The 15,963-nt window shown below is 41.6% G+C and carries 17 protein-coding genes; 13 read left to right on the top strand and 4 right to left on the bottom strand.

The features are described from left to right. Nucleotide 1: 1 nt before the first annotated feature. Nucleotides 2-1,102 (bottom strand): WD40/YVTN/BNR-like repeat-containing protein, encoded by a 1,101-nt coding sequence (locus tag G519_RS0108055; protein ID WP_029194237.1) that lies wholly within the window; start codon nucleotides 1,100-1,102, stop codon nucleotides 2-4. A gap of 196 nt (nucleotides 1,103-1,298) precedes the next feature. Between G519_RS0108055 and G519_RS0108050 the strand changes: the two genes are divergently transcribed. From G519_RS0108050 to G519_RS50045, 12 genes are all read left to right on the top strand, one after another. After that, entirely contained in the window at nucleotides 1,299-2,324 is a 1,026-nt protein-coding gene (locus G519_RS0108050) for a YheC/YheD family endospore coat-associated protein (RefSeq protein WP_161632910.1), read from the top strand. Nucleotides 2,325-2,479: 155 nt separating this feature from the next. After that, the gene (locus G519_RS0108045) at nucleotides 2,480-3,154 is read left to right on the top strand and encodes a response regulator transcription factor (protein WP_029194235.1); all 675 of its coding nucleotides are present in this window, start codon (nucleotides 2,480-2,482) and stop codon (nucleotides 3,152-3,154) included. Next, nucleotides 3,151-4,569 carry a HAMP domain-containing sensor histidine kinase gene (locus tag G519_RS0108040; RefSeq protein WP_029194234.1) on the top strand — a complete coding sequence of 473 codons (1,419 nt, stop codon included), beginning with the start codon at nucleotides 3,151-3,153 and terminating at the stop codon, nucleotides 4,567-4,569. The genes G519_RS0108045 and G519_RS0108040 overlap by 4 nt, the downstream gene beginning before the upstream one ends. Nucleotides 4,570-4,659: 90 nt before the next feature. After that, nucleotides 4,660-5,178, top strand: a complete 519-nt coding sequence (locus G519_RS0108035; RefSeq protein WP_029194233.1) for a hypothetical protein — start codon at nucleotides 4,660-4,662, stop codon at nucleotides 5,176-5,178. A 28-nt stretch (nucleotides 5,179-5,206) separates the two neighbouring features. After that, nucleotides 5,207-6,166 (top strand): alkaline phosphatase family protein, encoded by a 960-nt coding sequence (locus tag G519_RS0108030; protein WP_244280057.1) that lies wholly within the window; start codon nucleotides 5,207-5,209, stop codon nucleotides 6,164-6,166. A 202-nt stretch (nucleotides 6,167-6,368) separates the two neighbouring features. Next, nucleotides 6,369-7,289, top strand: a complete 921-nt coding sequence (locus tag G519_RS0108025) for a hypothetical protein (protein WP_029194231.1) — start codon at nucleotides 6,369-6,371, stop codon at nucleotides 7,287-7,289. A 91-nt stretch (nucleotides 7,290-7,380) separates the two neighbouring features. Continuing rightward, nucleotides 7,381-8,118, top strand: coding sequence for an ABC transporter ATP-binding protein (locus G519_RS0108020; protein ID WP_029194230.1), 738 nt, complete (start codon nucleotides 7,381-7,383; stop codon nucleotides 8,116-8,118). Continuing rightward, entirely contained in the window at nucleotides 8,111-8,857 is a 747-nt protein-coding gene (locus tag G519_RS0108015) for an ABC transporter permease subunit (RefSeq protein WP_029194229.1), read from the top strand. Before G519_RS0108020 ends, G519_RS0108015 begins: the two co-directional genes overlap by 8 nt. 17 nt (nucleotides 8,858-8,874) lie before the next feature. Then, nucleotides 8,875-10,353, top strand: coding sequence for a sensor histidine kinase (locus G519_RS0108010; RefSeq protein WP_029194228.1), 1,479 nt, complete (start codon nucleotides 8,875-8,877; stop codon nucleotides 10,351-10,353). After that, entirely contained in the window at nucleotides 10,350-11,036 is a 687-nt protein-coding gene (locus G519_RS0108005) for a response regulator transcription factor (RefSeq protein ID WP_029194227.1), read from the top strand. The genes G519_RS0108010 and G519_RS0108005 overlap by 4 nt, the downstream gene beginning before the upstream one ends. A gap of 34 nt (nucleotides 11,037-11,070) precedes the next feature. Then, the gene (locus G519_RS0108000) at nucleotides 11,071-12,192 is read left to right on the top strand and encodes an MGDG synthase family glycosyltransferase (RefSeq protein ID WP_244280059.1); all 1,122 of its coding nucleotides are present in this window, start codon (nucleotides 11,071-11,073) and stop codon (nucleotides 12,190-12,192) included. A gap of 19 nt (nucleotides 12,193-12,211) precedes the next feature. Further along, nucleotides 12,212-12,382: a hypothetical protein gene (locus G519_RS50045; protein ID WP_154669554.1), complete on the top strand. Its 171-nt coding sequence runs from the start codon at nucleotides 12,212-12,214 to the stop codon at nucleotides 12,380-12,382. A 75-nt stretch (nucleotides 12,383-12,457) separates the two neighbouring features. Here G519_RS50045 and G519_RS0107990 read toward each other — a convergent pair whose 3' ends face one another. After that, the gene (locus G519_RS0107990) at nucleotides 12,458-12,976 is read right to left on the bottom strand and encodes a C40 family peptidase (RefSeq protein WP_051253243.1); all 519 of its coding nucleotides are present in this window, start codon (nucleotides 12,974-12,976) and stop codon (nucleotides 12,458-12,460) included. Nucleotides 12,977-13,236: 260 nt separating this feature from the next. On the opposite strand from G519_RS0107990, the gene G519_RS0107985 reads away from it, so the two are divergent. Beyond that, nucleotides 13,237-13,839, top strand: coding sequence for a DedA family protein (locus G519_RS0107985; RefSeq protein ID WP_029194224.1), 603 nt, complete (start codon nucleotides 13,237-13,239; stop codon nucleotides 13,837-13,839). Nucleotides 13,840-13,902: 63 nt separating this feature from the next. On the opposite strand, the gene G519_RS0107980 is transcribed toward G519_RS0107985, so the two are convergent. Both G519_RS0107980 and G519_RS0107975 read right to left on the bottom strand, forming a co-directional pair. After that, nucleotides 13,903-14,670, bottom strand: a complete 768-nt coding sequence (locus G519_RS0107980; RefSeq protein ID WP_127527918.1) for a YheC/YheD family protein — start codon at nucleotides 14,668-14,670, stop codon at nucleotides 13,903-13,905. Between the two features lie 10 nt (nucleotides 14,671-14,680). Further along, nucleotides 14,681-15,790, bottom strand: a complete 1,110-nt coding sequence (locus G519_RS0107975) for a glycosyltransferase family 4 protein (RefSeq protein ID WP_029194222.1) — start codon at nucleotides 15,788-15,790, stop codon at nucleotides 14,681-14,683. Nucleotides 15,791-15,963: the final 173 nt, after the last annotated feature.

Genomic DNA, 15,963 nt, shown 5'->3' with positions numbered 1-15,963 from the left:
GCTAGTCCTCCAAAATCATTGGCTTCACAGTGAGAATTCGTGATAATTGTCCAGGCAGACGTTCCCAGCTTTCTCCACGATCCAGTGAACAGTAAATTTCACCTGAGGTTGTTCCAAAATAAATCCCATAAGGCTCGAGTGCGTCCACTGCCATCGCATCTCGCAGTACGCTGACATGGCGTTCTTCATCTGGGAGCACATCCCCAATGGGCTTCCAGGTGTTTTCGCCGCGTGCCATTCTGTAGACAATTAACTTGCCGTCACGCATTGAGCGTTGTTCACTGCTTTCCAGCGGGATAAGAAATAAATCGCCTGTTGCTGAAATCGCAATCGGGAAACCAAACGGGGCATCCCCGTCACGAAGTGTAAGGCCCTCCTCGATAGGAAGCCAGCTGTCACCGCCATCCATGGATTTGAACACCCCGCTATGCTCCTGCATATAGAGAATATCGGAGTTTTCCGGGTCGAGCACCATCTTGTGCACACAGAATCCGACACGCTCGTCCGGTTGACCTGTTGGTATTCGGTTCAATCCGTTGTTACAAGGCTTCCAGCTAATCCCCCCGTCAAGTGTACGGAAAACACCAACCGCGGATATTCCGATCCACATGCGCTGCGAATTTCTTGGATCAATGAGGATGGTGTGCAAGCACATACCGCCTGCTCCTGGAAACCATTCCGGACGTGTGGGGTGCTTCGTTAAACCATCTAACTCTTGCCACGATTGACCGCTGTCTCGGCTAACGAATAATCCCGCTTCTTCGACACCCGCAAAAAGAGTTTCGGGCTGAGACGCTAAACCAGGCACCAGCTGCCAAATACGGTTTAGTGAGAAGCCGCTTTCCTCGGAGTACCTAGGACTATCCGCAATTTGTTCCCACGTTTCTCCGCCATTGCTAGATACACGTATGGTCGCCCCATAAGCAGCATGCGAGGTTCCTGCATACAACTTATTAGCTGATCGTGTATCTCCAAGAACACTATAAGCCTCCCATCCAGGTAAAAAAGGTCCTTGGATGGACCAGTTCCGTCTCTCAGTCGTTGAGGAATAAATGAAAATGCCTTTATTGGTGCCTACGAGCAGTTGAACGCGCTTTGACATACGTGCCCTCCTTTAATCGAACTACTAGGATAAATTCGACAGATGGCAAATAATTCCTTCTCCAAAATGGTGCCATTTCCTACGTTTGCTTAGGTGTACACCGTGTTTGCAAGAGTAAGAGGGACATACATTATCATAGGTCTATTATTCGAATGGCGGTGATTCGATGCGTGCTACGGTAGGTGTCCTTTTGGACTTGGAAACTTATTTGGGTATTGCAAGAGGAAAAACAGGTAATGAATGCTTAGCCCTGTATAATAAGGCAGGAAAGATGCATGGATTAAGGCCTTTTTATATGTGTTTACAGCGTATAAAAGGTAAATCTGCTGTGGGCTATTACTATGAAAATAATGCGTACAGGCTGGTTAGGCGTTCTATTCCACGTGTGACACATAACCGAGCCATTAGCTTAACTCCTTACTTAAGAAAAAAATTAAAAGAGCTTGCCCAATCGAGCTTTGTTTTCAACAGGCGAAATCGCTATGACAAACAACGCATACATCAACTTTTATACACGAATCAATCGCTGCGTAAGTATCTTCCTGATTCTATTAAATATTCGCGTGAAAAATTAGAAGGCTTCATGAAGAAGTACGATTCACTTTTCATAAAGCCAACAAACAGCAGTGTGGGTGACGGGATTATTAAAGTAACCAAGCAGAATAGTGGGGATTGGCATCTGTACTGGATGAAAGGCAAACCCAGGCTAGTTTCCAAGAAGCAAGTGATTTCATTCATTGCGAAGAAAGTGGGTAAACAAAACTACATGATTCAGGAAGCAATTCAATTAGCAACTTTCAATGAAAGGCCTTATGATTTACGTATATCGGTGCAGCGCGGAGGCAGCGGGCAATGGCAAGTTACCGGAATGATTGGGAAGGTTGCTGCTTCAGGCCGTCATGTGACTAATGTGGCAAAGGGAGGGAAAGTTAAACGTTGTGAACAGCTTTTTGAATCCAGCAGTTTTGATTCTGTCCAAATGAAGCAAGAGTTACAACAAGTATCTCTGGCCATTTCCCAATATATTGGTTTAAAATTGCCTAATATGGCTGACATTGGATTAGATGTAGGCGTTGATGAGGATGGTGAGATTAAATTGATCGAAGTAAACGGCAGGGATCAGCGCTACACCTTTAAAAAAGCAGGCTTAGACACGACTTTTTATCGTACTTATGAAACACCTATGCGATATGCAAAGTTTCTATTGAATCAATTAATGTAATGGTATGATTAATTTGCCCCAGTCTTCTGGGGCTTTTGAATAAGAATACATCCTGTTTTTCAAACTAAGTAGAGACTGAATACAGGGGAATTTCTCACTATTTTCTAATCTACTTAGATTATACTTAGCGTAATTATGAGGCAAGGGAGTTAGCGATGAAACGGATATTACTCATAGAAGACGAAAAAAACCTGGTTCGATTTATTCAACTTGAACTGGAACATGAAGCATTCGAAGTACAGACTGCTTACGATGGAAAAACCGGATTAGAATTAGCCCTACAGGATCATTGGGACTTGATATTGCTAGATATTATGCTGCCAGTGCTGAATGGAATTGAGGTTTGTCGCCGAATTCGTGCAGCAAAGAAGACGCCAATCCTCATGTTGACAGCCAGAGACAGCGTTGTTGATCGTGTATCAGGCTTAGATAGCGGCGCCGATGATTATATGCCCAAACCCTTTGCCATTGAAGAATTATTGGCTAGGATAAGGGCTATTTTCCGTCGTATCGAACTTGATGGAAATGACCCGCATGCGATGCTTTCTTTTCAAAATATTCAAATTGATATGGATGCCCGTATGGTTTATAAAGACAAGCAAATCGTTGAGCTTACGAAGCGCGAGTTCGATTTATTAGTGATGTTCATGAAAAACCGTAATCTCGTGCTGACTCGTGATATGCTTTTGGATCATGTATGGGGGTATGATTCGTTAGTGGAAACGAATGTTGTCGATGTTTATGTCAGGTACTTGAGGAACAAGTTAGATCAAGCTGGTGAAAATAGCTGCATTCAAACGGTTCGTGGAATCGGATACGTGATGCGATGATGGGACGATTCACTTGTTTCATTCGACAACTCCCCATCAAATGGAAGCTCATGTTAGGGGCAACAACACTGATCTTCCTTTTATTTGCAACCTATAATTTCTCGCAATATCTAGTTCTCAAACAATGGATGATGAATCAAGAGAAAGACAAAATTCAAGTAAGCATGTCGCAGCTTCAAGACTATTTAAATGAAAAATCAAATACGCTGGATGCCGTGCTGATAGCAGAAGTTCGACCCTACATAGAAAAACTGATCGGAAAAAACCAATTAGTACGTATTATTGGGCAGAATGGGGAGCCACTCCTGACTGTATCGAATCATTTTGATGAAAATTGGGTTGCACCTAGAGCAGTGTCAGAACCGGAACTGTATGATATCACCCCCCAAGAAGATCATATTCTTATTTATAGGAGTCCTTTCAAAACTGAAAAGTTTGTTGGAACTTTAGAGTTCGCAAGTAATCTAGAGACGTTCGATCATTTTAGTCAGACGTTATTCTGGGTTATGCTGATCGGTGGGGTGTTGGCTGTTTTCATTAGTGCAATTAGCGGCTTAGCTATTGCGAGGCAATTGATGCGTCCTATTCGGGCATTGGCAGCTACCATTCGAAGTGTGAAGGAGAAAGGGCTGACAGAGCGTGTTAACAACATAGAAAATGGGGATGAATTGTCCAGCTTAGCGCAGTTGTTTAATGAATTGATGAATCAACTGGAAGTCTCCTTTCGCCAACAAAAGCAATTTGTAGAGGATGCCTCTCATGAGCTGCGGACACCCATAACAATATTGGAAGGCCACTTGTCCCTCTTAAATCGCTGGGGTAAATCAGATCCTGAAGTCTTAAATGAATCCTTGCAAGCTTCTCTCCAAGAGACTAGGCGCTTGAAAGGGATCGTCGAAGAACTTCTGACTCTAACAAGAGTAGAAACTCACCTCGTTACAGAAATTAGTGAGCCCATTCCAATAGAACCCGTTATTCTAGAGACACTCAAAAGATTTGAGGCCCTCAATCCCGATTTTGAATTTCAAGTCAATACGGTAAAAATAAGTAATGTCCTGATAGCGATAAGCGCGCTGCACATGGAGCAGATTCTCCTGATTGTTCTAGATAATGCGGTTAAATACACCTTGCAAGATAAAAGGATTAGTATAGAGGGACTACGTTTGACAAATGAAGTGCAAATTACAATAGAAGATCATGGAATAGGGATTCCACAAGTTGAATTGCCTTATGTGTTTGACCGGTTCTATCGTGTTGATAAAGCAAGAAATCGCGAGATAGCGGGTACAGGGCTGGGGTTGTCCATTGCCAAGCAATTTGTACACAAATATCAAGGGGAAATAACCATACGAAGCAAGGAAAACGAAGGGACCAAAGTGATAATTAATTTACCTATTAACCAGATTATTAACTAATACCTTTCTCATTTTGTTTTCAGCTTCATCATGTAAAATCATTTCAAATGGTTTCGTTCGAGCATTCAAATTAATTAAAGGATGATGACAATGAGTAGATTTCGGGGGAAAGACCGTATATGGGTGATTCTTAGTCTGGGAATTACACTGATAATCGTACTTTTTGGTTTATGGACGATGTTCCATACACCATCTGTTCAGTGGCATGATCGCTCTTTCAAAGGTTTATTTAAAAATTATGGCTCTCAAGCCAGAATTCTGTTATTTGCTGTTTTGGCATACTATGTGCTTAAAACAATTATACAGAGACGATGGGTAGATCAATTGCTTATACTGAAAAAGAGTGCTATTGCCCTTTTGAAAGTAACTCGGAAATTCCATACGCCTATCGCTATTCTTGCAATCGGCGTCATTTTTTTGCATATCGTTGGTGCTTTCATATACGGTATCAAGCTTGATTTTGCCAACATAAGTGGACTTCTCGCAGGACTAGCCTTGTTGCCTGTTCCAATTGCAGGGGTATTTCGAGCCCGAGGACTTGATCGGAAATGGCATTTGCGATTAGGGTTAATCTTTGCTGTTTTATTTTTAATTCATGCATTCCTTTGATAAGCTGGGGATAAAGGGAGGACATCAATTGAAAAAAACATTCATGGCGGTATCGTTACTCATGCTAATGATGACGGGTTGTTCCAGTCCGGATCAAAGTCATGTAGCGACATCAACACAAGCACCAACTCAAACAGCGACTCCCGTAGCATCGCCAAGTCCGACCTTATCACCTTCACCAAGTCCGTTGAACACGTCTTCAAGTCCACCGAAAGTGCCTAACCCGGCAGTTTCCGAAGGGGCTAAACCCGACCATGTTGTGATTGTGGTAGAAGAGAATCATTCCTATGAGAAATTGATTGGCAATGCGTCAGCCACTTATATCAATGCCTTGGCTGGGCAAGGGGCATTCTTCACGCATTCCTATGCGGCAGCACATCCCAGTCAGCCTAATTACTTCGTCCTATTTTCAGGCTCCGATCAAGGTGTTAAAGATGATTCTTGCGGTCATCAATTTAAGACGGCTAATTTGGCTAGCGAACTGGTTAAGGCAGGTTATACGTTTGCAGGCTACTCGGAGGATTTACCTGCGGCTGGTTCAACCGTTTGTACGAATCACCAATATGGCCGAAAACACAGTCCATGGGTGAGTTTCTCCAATGTTGCCAAAGAGAGCAATCAACCTTTTGACCAATTTCCAAAAGACTTCAGCAAACTGCCAACGGTATCTTTCGTCATCCCTAATCAGGATAATGACATGCATGACGGGACCATTCAAGCTGCAGATGATTGGCTGAAAAAACACATTGGTCCTTATGTAACCTGGGCTCAAAGCCATAACAGCATGCTCATTCTAACGTGGGATGAAGATGACTTTTCCAAAGACAATCATATCCCTACAATCTTTGTAGGACCTATGGTCAAACCAGCAAAATATGATCAGCATATTACGCATTTGAATGTATTACGTACGTTAGAAGAGATGTATAAACTGCCTTATTTGGGTGGTACATCTGAAGTTCCTGCTATTCAAGGCGTTTGGAAATAAGAATAAAATCAAATAACTCACCGCTTATTGGTGAACTGTATTGAAGCTCGTTTAGCTGCTAAACGAGCTTTTATTTTGTGGACAGAGAGTTAAGAAAGATTTAAGAATTGCTTCACAAGCACTTCACTTTTGTTGACTATGATGTAGATGTAAGCCCATATCAAAGGGAGAGAGTTTGAGATCCCTATATTAGGAGGAAAAAATGAAAAAGAAATGGTTAGTGTTAGGTAGTGCTGTTGGAATCAGCAGCATCGTCATGGTGACGACCGGGTTTAGTGCATTGGCGAGTACATCTGGGTATGATGCCTATAAATCTGCTCTGAAAAACACCAAAACGGTTCAGAATGTAGCAGTACAAGCGTCAGCAGCCTTACAAGATAACGGTAATGTGCTTGCAAGCGCAAATGGAAACTTCAAAGTGAGTCTGGATACGAAAACGGCAAGCGGAAGCGCAGATGTGTCAGCGAATGGTACCCAACAATCGCTCAGCTTCTATAAGCAAAATAATCAAACCGTACTTAAATCAAACGCTAGCGATGTTTATTTTGTGAATCAAGAAAATGAAAAGAAGCACAAAACCGAGAAGAAGCTGAATGAAACTGACATTCCTCAGCAAGTTGAGACTGTTATTGACGCTTTGGTTGGTAATTTGAAGGACTACGTGGCCGTTGATACGAAAGCTGACGGGTCGAAAGAGATCGCCATTCAACTTGATAACGCTCAGATTCCTACTGTAGTCAATGCTCTGGCGCCGATTGCCATTAAAGAAGCAACCAAAGCAGAGAAAGACGGAGAGACAAATGACGACGCAGTAAAAGCAAATGAGCTGCCGTTCAAAGAAGATTTCTTGAAAAACGCTGCTCCACAGCTGACGCAAGATATCAAAATCGAGAAAGTATCCGTTAAGGCAACCGTCAATGCTAATAATTATATCTCTCATCAAGAAGCAGATTTAACGGTCTCTGGTAAAGACGATAGTGGAACGGTGCACCAAGTTACCCTTCACCTTCAAGCGGATCTGTCCGGTTATAACAGCACAACACCTGAAACCATAGATCTTACAGGTAAAACCGTACAAACGTTGAAACATGATCACCAAGGTAAACATGGCGATAACGAATAAGAATTAGCATTAGTAAAACTATTTGATAATAGCAGATAGGCTTCCCTGTCCAAGCCTATCTGCTTTATCTCATAAGAAAAGGGGAATCTTAGTGAACACCATATTAGAGACGGCGCATTTGAGTAAAGTATATGGCAATGACCGGGGAATTCGAGATATAAGTATCCAGCTGCATGAAGGAGATGTATATGGATTGCTTGGGCCAAATGGCGCAGGAAAAACAACGTTTTTAAAGCTAATAACGGGTTTAATCCGCCCAGATAAAGGGACGATTTCATTATTTAATGCCAATCTTATTGAACAATTCGAACAAGGTATGCAGCACGTAGGCAGCATGATTGAATCGGCAGATTTTCATGATTTTCTTACTGCATGGCAGTATTTAGAACTTGTCGCCCGCTTCTATCCGAGTGTCACGCCAAAGCGAATCGAAGAAGTCTTGGATCTTGTAGGCTTATTCAAAGTTCGTAAGGAGAAAATCAAAGGCTATTCAACAGGTATGAAACAAAAACTCGCACTTGCTGCGGCCATTCTACCGGAACCTAAGTTTGTCATCTTGGATGAGCCTACGAATGGGCTGGATATCGAAGGCACGGTTATGTTTCGAAAGTTGATAAAGCAGTTGTCCGAAGAGAAGGGGACGTCGTTCTTGATCTCGAGCCATATGATTCATGAGCTAGAGCAGCTGTGTAATCGGGTGGGGATTGTTGTTGAAGGACAATTAAAAAAAGAAGGGTATGTATCCGAACTGCTGCAAAGTAATCAATCCTTAGAGCAATTCTATATTGACGAACTTCAGCTTTCAAAGGAGGACCAAGATTGTGCATAGATGGCGCGCCGGTTACTTAAATGAACTTTACTTGCTATTGTATCGAAAGAAAGTTGTTATGTTCGCTATCTTTTCAGCGATTCTTCCTGTCCTGCTTGCCATTTCGCTGGGTGCTTTACAACCAATTCTCGGTCTTATTGCCGTTAGCCAGTCCTTTCCGATTGAGATGTTAACGATTTACACAAGTATCTGGATCCCACTGTTCATCTTCACGGTTACAGGCGATTTATTTCCCAATGAAGTGGCGTCTAGAACGTTGAAGCTTGCTTTGCTTCGTCCGAATTCACGCTTTCAGGTTTTTGGAACAAAAGTCGCTGCTCTTGGTACGGGTATTGCAGGAATACTGATTGTACTCGGCATCGTAACCTTTATCTGCAACCTATTTGCTGGGACGTCAGCTAATTTCACGGATTCATTCCATATGTTTAAAGCTTACATCGCTGCATTTGTCTCCATGTTTGCTTTATCAGCCTTGTTTATATTCGTTTCTCAGTTTTTCAAAAGTGCCAGCAGCTTCATGGTCTTTTCACTCGTGTTGTATGCGGCTGCCAAAATTGCTCCATTCTTGATGAGCCCCATTGCTGCGTTTTCACCAGCCTCCTATACGGATTGGCATATGCTCTGGCTCAGTCAAACTGTTTCCGCGGGCAAGCTTTTAACTACGACTCTGTTCCTAATTTCCAGCTGCATGTTGTTTTTGGCTCTTGGATACTATAAATTTGATAGAAAAGAAGTATAAAAACGGGGAATCTACTCATGTCCATTCGTCTTAAATTATTGATCTCCTATGCGGCGATGCTGCTAATTCCACTAGTGATGATGATTATTACAGCTGTTCTACTAGTCGTTGTTTTTAAAGGCGATTTCCAAAGTATCCGAGATCAATATGGATCAGGTATTGGACTATTTGAGAATCAGAATGTGGAACATACGTTTAAAGATTTGAAACGTTCCTCGGAGAAAAATCCGTCCATCCTAGCCGATTCAGCCTACTTAGCGGATATTGATCAAGAGCTTCAGTTAAGTAATTCAAAGCTGGTTGTACGTAAGGATAATACGCTAGTCTATGTTTCTCCAACCTTACAAGGATCTGATGTGCTCCTGCAGTTGCCTGCGTTCAAACATCCTGGACATCCAGAACGGGGAGATGCCACGAAGTATGGGAAAGAGCTGCTGGAAGTAAACTCATTTGATTTTTATTACAATGGACAACAACCAGGTAGTGTTTTCATTGTTACGTCGGTTAATCCGATCGTCAATTTCACGCAGAAATTTTTCCCAACTCTCTTTATCACTCTGCTTATTATTTTGATTCTCACGCATACTTTGTTAACTTATTTTGTCTCAAAAAGTATCATTACCCCTCTTCGGAAGTTAAAGAATGCTATGAAAAGGATTCAATCAGGTGATCTTGATTTTCAAGTACAGATCACAAGTAAGGATGAAATTGGGCAACTCAGCATAGCCTTTGAACAAATGAGAAAACAATTGCGGGAATCCATTCATACGCAAATTCAATATGAAGAAAATCGTAAAGAGCTTATCTCTAACATTTCACACGATATTCGTACTCCTCTTACAGCGATTAGAGGCTATGTAGATGGTTTAGGAGACGGAATAGCCGATACCCCTGACAAAAAACAAAAATACATCGAAATCATTTCGTCCAAAGCCGAAGAGATGGATCATTTAATAGATGAATTATTTCTCTATTCCAAATTGGATTTGAAGCGGGTGCCCTTCAATTTTGAAGTTGTTGATTTCGCCTCTTTTTTGGAGGATTGGTCTGATGAACTTGAATTTGAACTTGGCAAACAAGGCGTTCATTATAAGTCTGATATCGCGTTAAAAGAGCAGATTCAGGTCTCGATCGATCGGGACAAAATGAAACGCGTTTTCTCCAACATCATGGACAATAGCTTAAAATATATGAATAAACCGGAAAAACATATTGGACTGCATGCAAAGATTGCCGGTGAACATGTTATTATAGAAATTACAGATAATGGAGTAGGCATGGATGCTGAGGCGCTTCCGCATATTTTTGATCGCTTTTACCGAGCAGATCCATCCAGAAACAGTAATAACGGGGGGAGTGGCCTAGGGTTAGCGATTTCGAAGCAAATGATCGAAGGTCATGGCGGAACCATTGAGGCGCGCAGTATGAAAGGTGAAGGGACTTGTATGACGATCAAATTGCCGCGTAGAAGGCACAAAGACGGTGATAACGAATGAAACGATTATTAATTGTAGAAGATGAAAAGCTTATTGCTGAACTCGAACGTGATTATTTGGAAGTGAGTGGCTTTAAAGTTGATATCGCGATGGATGGCGAGCAGGGTCTGAAGCTGGGACTTAGCGGAGAATATGATTTAATCATTCTTGATGTCATGCTCCCTCTGTTGAACGGATTCGAAGTATGCAAGCAAATTCGCGAGAAACATCAAATTCCAATCCTGATGGTTACTGCCAAAAAAGAGGACATCGATGTGATAAGAGGCCTTGGTCTTGGAGCAGATGACTATATTACCAAGCCGTTTAAACCAGGAGAACTGGTTGCAAGAGTCAAAGCCCATTTGGCTCGCTATGAGCGATTAATTGGCACCAAAGAAAATAGTGAAGAAATTCGCATTCACGGTCTTTTAATCGATTACGGTTCCCGCCGCGTTTTCGTTCATGAGCAAGAAATTAGCCTTACGACGAAGGAATTTGATTTACTCTATTTTCTGGCAATGAATCCGAATCGTGTTTATAGCAAAGATCACCTTTTTGAACGCATATGGGGAATGGATGCGATGGGAGATTCACAGACCGTTACAGTCCATATCCGTAAATTACGAGAGAAAATTGAATTAGATGCATCCAGCGCTCAATATATTGAAACGGTATGGGGTGCAGGTTATCGTTTTCGACTATAGATATATGCGATGAAAGGTGGGTTTTTCCTTGAGCATGAATGTCAATCCACGTGTATTGATACTTACAGCTAGCTATGGTAACGGACATCTACAAGCTTCAAAAGCTCTGCAGCAGCAGTTCTTGAGGCAAGGCGTAGATCAAGTGAAAATCGTTAATTTGATGCAAGAAGGCCATCCTTTTATTAATTTGATTACTACCTCGTTAGTTAACAAAAGCACAAAAAGTTCTCGGATCGGGCTCGATTATTATGGCTGGAGCTATTATTTAACCCGTGAGACCAAACGGACCGCCTTATTCCAGAGATCCATGACCTATCTTGGCAAAAAAAAGCTGAGAGAACTTATTCATCAAGAGCGTCCTGATTTTGTTGTCAACACTTTTCCATTTGGCGCATCGCCGGAAGTGTGCAGTTCGATGGGCATAACCAATTTTACTGTACTTACGGATTATGCTTTACATGCCACATGGTTACATCCGAATGTTAATAAATATTATGTGGCTACGGAAGAATTAAAGCAGCAGATCATTTTCAAAGGATTCAGCAAGGATCGAATTGAGGTTAGCGGAATTCCATTGAGACAAGAGTTCGTAAATCTGAGAAATACCGATGCTCCAAATCAAAAAAAGAAGATCATTCTTATCATGGCCTCTGACAGCGGTGTTTCCAGTTATATAGAGGAAATGTTGAATCATTTAGCCTTGCTGGACAATTGTCAATTGGTCGTTATTTGCGGTCGAAATGAAAGGTTAAAAGGTAAACTTGAAGATCAATTTGCTGGTTTTTCGGGAATAACGATTCTTGGATTTGTTGACAATGTGCATGAATGGATGTCTCAAGCAACTTGTATTGTCACGAAAGCAGGGGGATTAACCTTGACAGAGGCCATTGTTCTACGACTGCCTATCTTTATTTACAGACCCTATGCCGGTCAAGAAAAAGAAAATGCCTTGTATCTGTCCAGCCGCGGGATGGCATCCGTATCTACGAATATGAAGGAATTTACCAGTAAAATCACTCAATTAATCCATCATCCAAGCTTGCATGAAGAAATAAAAGAACGCATGATAGCTCTGCAACGGAGTCAAGCAGCTGCTCACATCGTGAATGATATGATACTAAGCATGAATCATCAACCCGTTTCGCTATCCATATAAGATGAGAGGACTGATCCGGATGAAGGAAAGTCTAGATGATTTTTTACAAACGATCTATGAACTTGAAGAAAAAGTAGTCCATCTGATTCACCAATCGAATTTATCTGCTGTAGAGAAGAAATTTATCTTAGACCATATTCTTATCATTCCCGGAAAAAGTGGAGATCATGAAGAAAGTAAAGTCATTTAATGCATAAAAAACTCCTTCAGATGGATATCTGGAAGGAGTTTTTTGCAGGTATAAGTGAACAAAATGAAATTCGGCTTAATGAATCACGCGGCGAGCCGTTTTATAATTTTTGCTCCACCAACCGGAATTCATATCTGAAATCGTTACGCCAGGCTTGCCATACGTATGAAGAACCTTACCATTACCCAAATAAATACCGACGTGGTGAATCGGTGAATAGAAGAAGACAAGGTCTCCGGGTTGCAGCTGATTTCTAGGCACAAATGTACCTACCTGTGATTGCTGCTTGGATGAACGGGGCAAATTAATGCCATTCTTCCCATATACATATTGCGTAAAAGACGAGCAGTCAAATGAACTTGTATTGCCTTTCTGTGCTCCGAACTTGTACCTCACGCCAAGGTACTGTTTACCGGTAGAAATAACGCTATTTGCTTTCCCAGCCATCGATGTTGATGCTGCTGTTATAGAAGCTGCGCTCGCAGCATGTGCGGATTGCGGCGCCGCTATTAGATTAACGGATGCAAATAAGGATACACTAAGTGTAATTCCTAATAGCGATTTAGTAAGGCGGTTCTTTTTCATGTTATTCATGATTGGATGTCCTCCTTCAGGATCGTGTTTTGGGCTTCCACCTGGAATAACCTTAACACATCCAGAATGACCTATAGATTACCAATGATGGGGGAATACTAGGTCAAATCAGGCTTAAAGAAGGTTTATTAGAAAACCATGAGAATTCAATGAGCACAAAAACCTTGACAAGTTAGATAAAGGTATGTCTACTTCTCATTTTACTCTCATGCTCTTCTCACATTCCTATGGTACGATCATTTCAAGGAAGGTGAACAAAAATGAATCATCATGCTATGATCAATTTAATCACCCATTATGGCTATCCGGGTATATTTTTGTTACTTTTCATCGGCATTGTTGGCATACCGCTTCCGATTGAGATTATTCTGCTTGGAGCAGGCTACATAGCCTTAAAAGCTAATCTTCATATAGGCGGCATCATCGGCTTTGCTTGGCTTGGTGCTTGCGCAGGCATGACACTAAATTACCTGCTTGGACAAAGTATTGGGTTGAAGCGTATCAGCAAGGTAACAAAGTGGATTAAGCTTTCTGAGACCAAATTAGAGAAGTGGGCCGAACATTTTAAAAAGCATGGTGCCATTTTACTTTTAGTTGGCTATTATGTAGCCGGGCTAAGACATGCTGCTCCTTTCATTGCAGGGGCAACGAGAATGCGATTCGCCAAATTCTTGAGCATCTCGTACATTGGCGCATTGGCTTGGATTTTGGTCATTGTTCTTCTTGGTCAAAAGCTTGGAAAAGCGTGGCACCACATTTATGCGCAATTCCATCATCCATTATGGATTGTTGTCGCGGCTATTATTATTGGTCTCGGCTTGTTAACTAAGATGATGGTTCGCCAACGGCGACTAACCTCATAAAGAGTAAAAACCTCCAGTCCCAAAGTGGGATTGGAGGTTTTTATTGACTTCAGGAATATCGAATTATTTACGTTTTACGGGTAAGAATCGGCCGTTTGCTCTTGAATAACGCAGAACTTTAAAGAACATTTTTTTATCTTTTAATTGGTTGAATATAAAGGGGTCAGGCGCTGTGTTTACTTCTAGGACCCATGGTTTTAGATTTTTATCGATACCAATATCAACACCAATTTCTTTAAATTTCGGGTAAACCTTCTGGTATTGCATAGCGATTCGATATCCTAAATGTCGCAGGCTTTTGATATAAGCATCTTTTTTCTGATTCTTTAAGTAGGGATCAAATAATAATTCTAATGGCAGCGGCTTGCCGCTATTATGAAAGTTCGTTACAATTTTTGCTGGATGAGCAACTCGGCCAATGTAACCGGTAGCTTCCCAAATTTTATTAGGGCTTTTTTGAACCATTATGCGTGTATCGAAAATTCTCTTTTGATGAGTTAAGAGATGAATGCCTTGCTGAACCAAATAGGATCTATTTAACTTGGCTTTGTTTAGCGCACTGAATAACCCTAAAAAAGTTCGGTAGGTTCTAACTACTTTTCCGGACTGAAATCGATAATGCTCATTTTTCTCTACACGAATAACGCCCTGTCCGAAAGAGCCGTTGATTGGTTTGACATAAACCATTTTATGTTTATTTAGCATGGCAAGCAGGTTCTCTTGACTGTAGATTCTTGTTTCGGGAACAAATTTGCTAAGTTCTTTGTTTAATAAAAGAACTTTCGTCTTGACCCATTTGCTGCCTAATGTAGTAGCTCGACTCATTGACATAACAGCACCTCTATATGGTAGTTTTCGTCGAATAAATCTTTTCTAACTTGCTTGCTGTGGCCCGCCAACTAAATTTTCTCGCTACATCTAGTCGAGCTTGATTGGCCAGTCTTTTAGCCTTAGAAGGGTCTTTGGCTAGTTTAATAATTTCTCTGGCAAAAGCTTCTGGGCTTCGATAATTCGTCACTAATAGTCCATTATGTTCATGCCGAATAATTTCAGGAATCCCGCCATTTCTGGAGGCGATCGCTGGAATGCCGGATGCCATCGCTTCTACATTCACTAAGCCAAACGCTTCATGACCTTGAGACGGGCAGACGAAACAGTCCCCGGATTGATAGAAACGCGGCATTTGACTGCGTGAAACGTAACCTTTGAATTTCACTGGAATTCGAAGCGAGGAAGCTAATTGTTTCAAGTATTGCTTGTAGTGTGGTTTACCAGTTCCACCGGCAATGTGAAGCGTCGCGGAAGGGATGGATTTTCTAACGATTTGAGTAGCTTTCATTAAGACGGGAATTCCTTTCCTCGGAATCAACCTACCTGCAAATAGAATGACAAATGGACGGCGCCCGCCAGTTGAATACTTTTTCTCTTTTCGTGGACGGAATTGAGAAAGATCAACGCCCAGATGTACGTAACGAACCTTATGGCTGATTTTTGGAAAGTTTCGTTTCAGGTGATTTTGCAGCGAAAGGCTGTTGCCAATAATGCGATTAGCCCGGCTGAGATCGCTCGCAGCTTGCCTTTTGGATGTCATTGGAGGAGATATAAATGTCGTTGAATGCAAAAAAACAGAGATTGGCGTATGTGGGAATACTTTTCGCACGGCATGCACAAATCTAGGGCGATTATCGATTTGAATCCTGTCGTAATGATGCCCCTTGACAGTCTTAAGTACATTAGATAAATAAGCTTGTTTATTGGCGCCGGGTACTCGAAGAATCGTGATATGACCTAAATTGCTTTTCTTTGGGTAGTTGGCGCGATGGCGACTTATAATGGTTACTGTATGCTTGGTGGATATTTTCTTGGCAATTTGGTATATACAATGTTCCACGGAGCCTCCGACAGGAGGAGGGACGGGAATTTGTTCAGGAGCAATAATCAGAATATGCATAATAAAAACCTTCACCTCTTGGCATCATTTGCTGTTTCCAGTTATCATATTCAATGGAAACGGATGGACTTGGAGTACAGTCTACTTACTAAAATAAAATTTTTCGATCGTTACCATATTGCAGCCATTTATAAAGTGGGATACACTGAGGCGACGGATTCTGATCTACCTAG

Origin of the sequence: Paenibacillus alginolyticus DSM 5050 = NBRC 15375 (assembly GCF_000422905.1) — a bacterium.
GTDB lineage: Bacteria > Bacillota > Bacilli > Paenibacillales > NBRC-103111 > Paenibacillus_E > Paenibacillus_E alginolyticus.
This window is presented reverse-complemented; position numbering and strand designations above follow the sequence as displayed.